Source organism: Hoeflea sp. BAL378 (genome assembly GCF_000759435.1).
Lineage (GTDB): Bacteria > Pseudomonadota > Alphaproteobacteria > Rhizobiales > Rhizobiaceae > Hoeflea.
Genome location: NZ_JRJG01000164.1, coordinates 1 through 8,613, shown reverse-complemented (window position 1 = coordinate 8,613; position 8,613 = coordinate 1). Strand labels below are relative to the sequence as shown.

Sequence of the window (8,613 nt, the reverse complement as noted above, 5' to 3'; positions counted from 1 at the left end):
GCCGCCGCCGCCGCCACCGCCGCCGCCGCCCGAGGAGCCGCCGCCGGACGAGCCCGAGGAGCTCTTGGGCTGCGGCATCGAGGCCGCCATCGCCGCCGAGACGGCCGCGACCGAGGAGGCGGCCGCCGCGCCGATATTGTCGGGCGACCAGGAATTGCCGTGGTACCAGCGCGGCTGATAGGTCCGCTGTTCCTCCGGCGCCATCCGCGCAAGCTGCGCGGCCCAGGCCTCCGACCAAGGCTTTTCGACGCCGAGGCCCGCCGCATAGGGCAGGAAGCGCTCGAACAGCTCCTCCGACATCTGCGGCGCGTCGCGCATGTTCAGCCGGTTGGTCTCGGCGGTCTCGAGATAGAGCTTGAAGCCCTTGATGTCGGCGAGCACCTTGGCGCCGATCGCCGTCGGCGCGCCGATGAGCCAGATCATGGCGATCAGGGTGGCCATGCCGACGATCAGCAGGATGGCGGCAAAGCGGTAGACCGGCAGGTCGCCGGGCACCAGCACGATGATCACGCCGATGAGGAAGACCGCCGCGCCGAGCAGGAACAGCATCGCGCCGATGATCCGGTTGCCGAGGCCCGGCTCCCGGAAGAGCGATCGCCCCGCCACCCACAGGCCGCCGCCGAACAGCGAGGTCATCAGCACCGGGACGAGATAGAGGATGCCGTCGTCGGGCGGGCTCTGCAGCACCAGGCCGACGACGAAGGCGGCGAACGCGAAGATCGCGCCGAGGACCAGCCGGCCCAGGTTGGACTTGTAGTAGCGGCCCTCATATTCCTCGGAGATGGCGGTGCGCAGGCTGGCGCCCGCGCTTTGCAGCGCCGGACCGTTGTGCTTGTCGAGGACGATTTCCTCGCGGTTCCGCAGAAGGCCCGCATAGAGCGCCGCCTCGCCCGGCGGCAAGGCCGGTGCGTCGGACGCCTCCGCCATCGGCCCGCGCCTGAGCGTGACCTTTCCATGGGCATCTTCGTTGATCACCAGGAAGCGCTTGACGCCCAGCGACAGCAGCGCCGCGATGAAGGACAGGTCGACGCCTTTCCTGCCGGTGCGGAAGCCGTTGAAATGCGCAAACGACAGAGCCGCCGGCGAGAGCTGTTCCGGCGGGTGGAACAGCGGGATGACGGGCGGCGACGGCGGGTCGCGCCCGACCTTGTTCCAGACCCAGAGGAAATAGGCCGGAACGGCGAGCCAGCCGAGGATGATCAGCAAGATCCCCGCATTGGCGGCCAGCAGGGCGACGGCGCCGCCCTCGTCCGGCGTCACCACGCCCTTGGTGAAGCCCACGGCAATGGTCATGCCTTCCTCGGGTCCGAGCGGCCTAGTGGTCTCGAACACGATTTCCGAACCGCCCTCGCCGGAGGCCACGAAGTCCTTGCCCGCTGCGCCGAACGGGCCGGTATAGGCGTCGACCTGCGTGGCGCGGGCGCCTTCGGGCAATTGCACCACCGCCACGGCCTCAAGGATCGGGAAGCTCCAGAAATTGCCGGTGACGTTCCAGTAGATCTCGTCGTAATCCTCGAAATAGCGCAACTGCCGGGTGGTGACATAGCGGATCGTGTAGGTGTGCTCGCCGCGGGGGATCACCACCTCGGCGTCGCCGATGTAGATGCGGAAGAACCGCCCCTGCCATTCGGTGCGGTAGGCCGTGGGCGCGCCGTTGCGAAGCACCTCGACGAGGTCGAAGCCGTTGGTGGCCCACAGGCCCCACTCGTCGAGCGCGCGCAGCGGGATGTCGCGGAAGATGCCGCGGCGGATGTCGTTGCCTTCGGCATTGACGGTGATGGTCTCGGTCACCTCCAGCGAGGCGTCGTCGTTGACCGTGATGTCGGCGCGGAAATTGCGGATCTCCTCGCGCGCCTCGGCGCCGGCGCCCAGCAGCAGCGAGAGCGTGAGCGCGGCTATCAGCGACGCCAGCCATTTCATCGCGGTCTCTCCTCGAGGTAACCGACGCCCAGCGACGCCAGCGCGTCCCAGTAGCCGGGATAGGTCTTGCCCACGCATTTCGGATCCAGGATGGCGATGCCGGAGGTCTTGAGCCCGGCGAGCGCGAAGCTCATGGCAATTCTATGATCGGCGAAGGTGTCGATCTCGGCCGGCTGATGCCGTCCGGCGAGAGCGGGATCGCCGGACACGATCAGGTCGTCGCCCTCCTCGCGCGCCAGGCCCGCGCGGATGGCGTTGAGCCCCAGCGACAGCGCCCGCACCCGGTCGCATTCCTTGACCCGCAGGTTGGAAATGCCGGTGAAGCGGACCGGCGTGGCGTTGAAGGCGGCGAGCACGGCGAGCGTGGGAATGGCGTCCTGCATCTGCGAGCCGTCGATCACCGCGGGCATGGCGGGAAAGGCCGAAATCACGTCGAAGGCCTTCGCGTCGGGCTGGGTGAACGCCGACGACGGCGTGCCGATGTCGATGCGGCCGCCGGTGAGCGCCTCCGCGGCCCAGAGATAGGTGGCGGCCGAGGCGTCCGGCTCGATGTGGAAATCGGTGGCCTGGTAGCCGGTCGGCTCGATCTTCCAGACCGACGGCGTGACCTGATCCACCGTCGCGCCGAAGGCCCGCATCGCCGCAATCGTCAGATCGATGTAGCCGCGCGCGCCGATCTCGTCGCCGGCGAGTTCGACGGTGAAGGGCCTGCCGGCGCAAGGGCCCGCCATCAGCAGCGCCGAGACATACTGGCTCGAGAGGCCTGCGTCGATCACCACGTGGTGGGCGGCAAAGCCGCCTGTCCCCCGGATCGTCACCGGCGGGCAGCCCGATGGCGCGGAAATGTCGACGCCCAGCGAGGCCAGGGCCTTGACCAGCGGCAGGATCGGCCGCTTGCGCATGTGCTGGTCGCCGTCGACGATCACCTCGCCGGTGACGAGGGCAGCGATGGCGGCGGGCAGGAAGCGGACCGCGGTGCCGGCATTGCCCAAGAACAGCGGATGGGCGGGCGCGCTCAGGCCACCGTTTCCGGTGACGACGAAACTCGTGTCCTCCGGTTCCTCGATGCGGACCCCCATGGCGCGCAGGGCGTCGGCCATGTAGCGCGTGTCGTCGCTCTTGAGCGCGCCGGTGAGCCGGCTCTCGCCTTGGGCGAGGCCTGCCAGCAGCAGCGCCCGATTGGTGATCGACTTCGATCCGGGCGGCGCCACCCTGCCCGAAAGCGCATGCCCCGGCGGCACGATGGTGAGCTTGTCAGTTGTCATCGGTCATTCCCGCAGATCCGCATATTCACGCCATCAGAACTTGACGGTCGGAACCGCGCGGTCGGCCTCGTTCTCGAGCTCGAAATACTCGGCCTTGACGAAACCGAACTGGTTGGCGACGAGGTTCGAGGGGAAGGATTCCACCGAGACGTTCAGGTTGCGCACAGCGCCGTTGTAATAGCGCCGCGACATCGAGATCTCGTTTTCGGTCTCCTCAAGCGCCTTCTGGAACTCCTTGAAGTTCTCGTTGGCCTTGAGGTCCGGATAGCTTTCGGCGACCGCCATCAGCCTGCCGAGCGCGCCGCTGAGCGCGCCCTCGATGCCCGAACGTTGCGCCGGCGAGCCCGAGCTGCCGGCGACGGCCTGGCCGCGCAGCCGGGTGACTTCCTCGAGCAGTTCCCGCTCATGGGTCATGTAGCCCTTGACGGTTTCGAGCAGGTTCGGGATCAGGTCCGCGCGGCGCTTCAATTGAACGTCGATGCCGCTCCAGCCCTCGCCCGCCATCTGGCGGTTCTTGACCAGCGTGTTGTAGAGCGAGACGGCGTACAGCGCGACGCCGGCCAGCACCGCCACAAAAATCCACATTCCCATGCCTTCACCCCCGGCGTTAAAGCAACCATTGATCCTGTGCCCAGGCCCGACCTGTCAGCGGTCCGACCTTACGCAGACTCGCCGGGAAAATCCACGGGATAAGCAGAGGCGGGCCGGGGCGGATGGAGCCCGGGCGCAGCCTCCGGCAGGGCGGTGACGGCCGGCCCGGCGGCGGATATCCGGGGACTGCACTTTTTTCCCTTCCCGTCCTAAGTAAAGTTTTACCTTTCGGGGCTCATAAATGAGGACACTGCATCCAACGAGCTTGCGGTTTTGCAAGCGTCAAAGATTTTGTATTCACGGGATCCGATAGAAATGACGAATTTTGACGCCACCATCTTCGAGCTTGCCCCGGTTGCCATGTGGATCGAGGATTTCAGCGGCGTGAAGCGGCAATTCGATCAATGGCGGAGCGAAGGCGTGGACGACCTGCGCGCCTATCTCAAGCAGGACCTCACCCGCGCCGCCGCCTGTTCCAGCAAGATCAAGGTGCTGCAGGTCAACGCCAAGACGCTGGACCTGTTCGAAGCCCGGAGCCTCGAGCATCTGGTCGACAATCTTTCGGTGGTCTTCCGCGACGACATGCTGGAAAGCCACATCAATGAACTGGCGGAACTGTGGGACGGCAAGACCGAGTTCTCGAGCAACGCGGTCAATTATTCGCTCTCGGGCCGGCGGATGGACATCCAGCTCAAGGGGACCGTGCTGCCCGGCCACGAGCAGACGCTGACCCGCATCTTGATGACGACCGAGGACGTGACGGCGCGCGAGGATGCGCGGCGCAACGAGATCGAAAGCCGGCAGCATGCCGAAGGCCTGTTCAAATATTCGCCGGTGTCGCTGTGGGTCGAGGATTTCAGCGAGATCCGCAACCTGATCGAGGACGTGCGCGACCGCGGCATCGAGGATTTCCGCGTGTTCATGGACGTGCACCCCGAATTCGTTCGCCAGTGCATGAGCGAAATCCGCATCATCGACGTCAACCAGGCGACGCTCGACCTGTTCTGCGCGGACGATGTCCAGACCCTGCTCAGGCGCCAGGCGGAGATCCTGCGCGACGAGATGGAGAAGCCGTTCCGCGAGCAACTGATGGACCTGTGGGAAGGCAAGCTGTACCACCATCGCGAGGTGGTCAACTACGCGCTCGACGGCACCATCCGCCACATCCTGTTGCATTTCGCCGTGCTGCCGGGCCACGAGGAAGACTGGGCCCGGGTGCAGGTGGCGCTAACCGACATCACCGCGCGCAAGAAGGCCGAGGCCTATCTCGAATATCTCGGCAAGCACGATGTACTCACCAAGCTGCACAACCGCGCCTTCTACAAGGACGAGCTCAACCGGCTCGAGCGCAAGTCGCTGCGCCCGGTTTCGGCCATCGTCATGGATCTCAATGGCCTCAAGGAGGCCAACGACCAACTCGGCCACGATGCCGGCGACACACTGTTGCGGCGTTTCGGCGAGGTGCTGAGCGGCGTGGTGTCGCGGCCCAACCATGCCGCCCGCATCGGCGGCGACGAATTCGCGATCCTGATGCCCGGCGCCGACAAGAAGGCGGTCTCGGCCATGGTCGACACCATCAACGAGCTGCTGCACATCAACAACCAGTTCTATTCCAATGCGCCGCTGAGCGTGGCCATCGGCACGGCCACCAGCCGGGACGGGGAAAGCATGGAGGATCTGGTCAAGCGGGCGGATCTGGAAATGTACGAGGACAAGCGCGCCCATCACACCGGCGCCCTCTCCGACAAGGCGAGCCTCGCCGGTCCGGCACGGTCCGCTTCAGCCGCCTGAGGCGCAAGTCCCGGCGCCCAACCGCTCCAGGGAAGAGCCCTTTATTCCGCGGCCTGCAGGTAATTCGCGCCGCCGGCGTCCGTCATCAGGAAGGCCTCGCCGCACTGGCGCGACAGGTTGCGCACCTTCAGGATATAGCCCTGCCGCTCGGTCACCGAGATCACGCCGCGCGCATCGAGCAGGTTGAAGACGTGGCTCGCCTTGATGCACTGGTCATAGGCGGGCAGCACGCATCTGTGCAGCGCGCCGGGCTCATCCGGGGCGCCTGACCTGAGGATGGCCTCGCATTCCTTCTCGGCGTCCTCGAAATGCTTGAGCAGCATCGCGGTGTCGGCAATCTCGAAATTGTAGCGCGAATGCTCCTGCTCGGACTGCAGGAAGACATCGCCATAGGTCACCTTCTCCGCGCCTTCGCGGCCGTTGAAGTTGAGATCATAGACATTGTCGACGCCCTGGACATACATCGCCAGGCGCTCGAGCCCGTAGGTGAGTTCGCCCGCCACCGGCGCGCATTCGATGCCGCAGACCTGCTGGAAATAGGTGAACTGGCTCACCTCCATGCCGTCGCACCAGCATTCCCAGCCGAGTCCCCAGGCGCCGAGCGTCGGGCTTTCCCAGTCGTCCTCGACGAAGCGGATGTCGTGCAGCAGCGGGTCGATGCCGATGGCGGCGAGCGAGCCGAGATAGAGTTCCTGCAGGTTGGACGGGTTGGGCTTGAGGATCACCTGGTACTGGTAATAGTGCTGCAGCCGGTTCGGGTTCTCGCCGTAGCGGCCGTCCTTGGGGCGGCGCGAGGGCTGCACATAGGCGGCGTTCCACTGCCTGGGGCCGAGCGCGCGCAGGGTGGTGGCCGGGTGAAAGGTTCCCGCGCCGACTTCCATGTCGTAGGGCTGCAGGATGACGCAGCCATAATCGGCCCAGTAGCGGTGCAGGGCGAGAATCAGCGCCTGGAACGATCGGGTCGGCTTCATGTGGTCGGGAAGGTCTGCGGTCATGGTCGGGATCCGGATGGAATGGCGGTCGCACCGGGCCGCGATCAAGCGGCCCTGAAAGTGCGGCGACAGGTGCCACGGCTCTTCCTCACGGTCAAGGGCGCGGGGCCGCAAGCGCTCCGCGTCAACCGGCGTTGGTCTTACTCGTCGGGCTTTCTCAGCCGGTACTCGCCGGTCGTCGGGTCCTCGATCAGCGTCCCCTGGGCGCCGGTCCGGGATTCCTTCTCGGCGGCCCTGACCCGCGCATTCACCCGTTCTGCCTCCAGCAGGAAGCGCTTGTAGCCGAACCATGCGACCGCCCCCACGGCGGCGAGCAGAAGCAATTGCGGCATTGCTGCAGTCCTTTCCTCACTTGGGGATCAGGCGTGGCCGTCCCACCGGGTTCCAACGATGCCCTGCTGTCTTACAACCCGTAGCGCGACCAGAGTGCGCGCTCCTCGAGCACATTCAACCCTGCTTCGCCGATGCCTGCAAGCGCGCCACCGAGCAGGCCCGTGTTCACGCCGGGGACCCGGCGGCCGAAAAATCCGCGCTGGGCCGTGATCAGCCGCATCTTGACCTTGTCGCCATAGCGGGCGCGCAGCGTCGAGCGAAGATCGCCCAGTTCGTCGACCAGTCCCAGCTCCCTGCCGCCGATCCCGGTCCAGAACTGGCCGGTGAACAATTCGGGATCGTCCTTGAGCCGCGAGCCGCGGCTGCCCTTGACCAGGTCGATGAAGACCCGGTGGATTTCAAGCTGCAGGTCCTTCAGGCGGGCCACGTCCTCGGCCTTTTCCGGCTTGAACGGATCGAGCAGCGACTTGTTCTGGCCGGCGGTGTAGACGCGGCGCTCGACGCCCAGCTTGTCGATCAGGCCGGTGAAGCCGAAGCCCGCGGAAATCACGCCGATGGAGCCGATGATGGAGGACGGGTCGGCGAAGATCTCGTCGCCGGCGCAGGCGATCATGTAGCCGCCCGAGGCGGCCACGTCCTCGACGAAGATCAGGACCTTCTTGTCCTTTTCCCGGGCCAGATCGCGGATCCGCTTGTAGATCAGCCGCGACTGCACCGGCGAGCCGCCGGGCGAATTGATCGAGATCGCCACCGCCGGCGCCTTCTTGTCGGCGAAGGCGCGCTCAAGCAGCGGCGCCACCGTGGCGATGTTGAGATTCTGGCGAAACTGGTTGCCGCCCGACATGATCGACCCGTTGAGCCGGACCACCGGGATCACGGTGACATCCTTCTTGAAGCGTGCGGGGATGAGGGAACCCAAAGAGATCATTGCGGACCATTCCTGTTATGTCCCGCGCTCATGCGGGCGTTTGCCATGCATGAGTCCATGTATGTCTTTTCCGTCCCAGTGCAATGGGGGAACGCCCTGGGCGGTTGCCGCAGCGCGCGCTGGCAGCGGTCTATGTCGGCGCCCGGCTCTGCGACCGCCGCCGCCAGGCGGCGCGGCCATTGCCGAGATCGCGCATGAGCGCCGAAAACCCGTTTCCGGGTCCGTCGTGGATGAGCAAGCGGTCGCGCAGGCACAGGCGCGCGCGGCTGCCCTTGATGGCGGTGACCAGGATGCGGATCGCATCGTCGCCCGGGCGCGGGCAGACCGGGGTGATCTCGGCGCCGCCGAAGCGCTTGCCCAGCGCCGCGAGAATATCGGAAACCGATTCGGGGCGGGCGATGACCGACACCTGGCCGCCCGGCCTGAGGATGGCGCCGGCGGTGCGCAGCCAGCGCTCGAACAGATCGCCGGTCTCCATCACATGCGCCTCCGCCTTGAGCGCGTCGGGTGTCCTGCGGTCCCGGCCGGCATTGAACGGCGGGTTCATGATGGCGACGTCATAGGCCTGGTCGGAGAGACCCGCGGCGCGGCGCTGGTCGCCGTGAAGGGTGACGTCGGCCTCGAGCACCCGCACGCGCGCGGCCAGGTGGGCGTTCTGGGCAAGGGCCAGCGAGCGGCGGGCGCACTCGGCCATCGCCGCCGACCGCTCGATCAGCACCACCTCGAGGCCGCCGAGCCGGTTGGCGGCGGCAAGGCCCGCGGCGCCGGCTCCGGCGCCAAGATCGGCGAGCAC

The 8,613-nt window shown here is 66.5% G+C and carries 8 protein-coding genes; 1 reads left to right on the top strand and 7 read right to left on the bottom strand.

Annotated elements, in window-relative coordinates; genetic code table 11:
• The 3 genes from LL06_RS24035 to LL06_RS24025 form a co-directional block, all read right to left on the bottom strand.
• On the bottom strand, positions 1-1,920 hold a 1,920-nt coding region (locus tag LL06_RS24035), incomplete at its 3' end, for a DUF2207 domain-containing protein (protein ID WP_035533071.1).
• Positions 1,917-3,185, bottom strand: a complete 1,269-nt coding sequence (gene aroA, locus LL06_RS24030) for a 3-phosphoshikimate 1-carboxyvinyltransferase (RefSeq protein WP_035533069.1) — start codon at positions 3,183-3,185, stop codon at positions 1,917-1,919. The genes LL06_RS24035 and aroA, both read right to left, overlap by 4 nt.
• A 33-nt stretch (positions 3,186-3,218) precedes the next feature.
• The gene (locus LL06_RS24025; RefSeq protein ID WP_035533075.1) at positions 3,219-3,770 is read right to left on the bottom strand and encodes a LemA family protein; all 552 of its coding nucleotides are present in this window, start codon (positions 3,768-3,770) and stop codon (positions 3,219-3,221) included.
• A 321-nt stretch (positions 3,771-4,091) separates the two neighbouring features.
• On the opposite strand from LL06_RS24025, the gene LL06_RS24020 reads away from it, so the two are divergent.
• Positions 4,092-5,567 carry a sensor domain-containing diguanylate cyclase gene (locus tag LL06_RS24020; RefSeq protein WP_035533067.1) on the top strand — a complete coding sequence of 492 codons (1,476 nt, stop codon included), beginning with the start codon at positions 4,092-4,094 and terminating at the stop codon, positions 5,565-5,567.
• Between the two features lie 41 nt (positions 5,568-5,608).
• On the opposite strand, the gene LL06_RS24015 is transcribed toward LL06_RS24020, so the two are convergent.
• The 4 genes from LL06_RS24015 to LL06_RS24000 all read right to left on the bottom strand — a co-directional run.
• A complete protein-coding gene (locus LL06_RS24015) occupies positions 5,609-6,562 on the bottom strand; it encodes a glycine--tRNA ligase subunit alpha (protein WP_035533073.1) in 954 nt (317 codons plus the stop codon).
• Positions 6,563-6,699: 137 nt separating this feature from the next.
• Entirely contained in the window at positions 6,700-6,891 is a 192-nt protein-coding gene (locus LL06_RS24010) for a hypothetical protein (protein WP_035533065.1), read from the bottom strand.
• A 71-nt stretch (positions 6,892-6,962) separates the two neighbouring features.
• Positions 6,963-7,820, bottom strand: a complete 858-nt coding sequence (locus tag LL06_RS24005) for a S49 family peptidase (protein ID WP_035533063.1) — start codon at positions 7,818-7,820, stop codon at positions 6,963-6,965.
• Positions 7,821-7,950: 130 nt separating this feature from the next.
• Positions 7,951-8,613: methyltransferase (locus LL06_RS24000; protein WP_035533048.1), on the bottom strand; the 663-nt coding region annotated here is incomplete at its 5' end.

Bases quoted from the DNA above. Each gene is read 5' to 3' on its own strand.
- LL06_RS24015 (WP_035533073.1), bottom strand. From the start codon at position 6,562: ATGACCGCAGACCTTCCCGACCACATGAAGCCGACCCGATCGTTCCAG.
- aroA (WP_035533069.1), bottom strand. From the start codon at position 3,185: ATGACAACTGACAAGCTCACCATCGTGCCGCCGGGGCATGCGCTTTCG.
- LL06_RS24005 (WP_035533063.1), bottom strand. From the start codon at position 7,820: ATGATCTCTTTGGGTTCCCTCATCCCCGCACGCTTCAAGAAGGATGTC.
- LL06_RS24010 (WP_035533065.1), bottom strand. From the start codon at position 6,891: ATGCCGCAATTGCTTCTGCTCGCCGCCGTGGGGGCGGTCGCATGGTTC.
- LL06_RS24020 (WP_035533067.1), top strand. From the start codon at position 4,092: ATGACGAATTTTGACGCCACCATCTTCGAGCTTGCCCCGGTTGCCATG.
- LL06_RS24025 (WP_035533075.1), bottom strand. From the start codon at position 3,770: ATGTGGATTTTTGTGGCGGTGCTGGCCGGCGTCGCGCTGTACGCCGTC.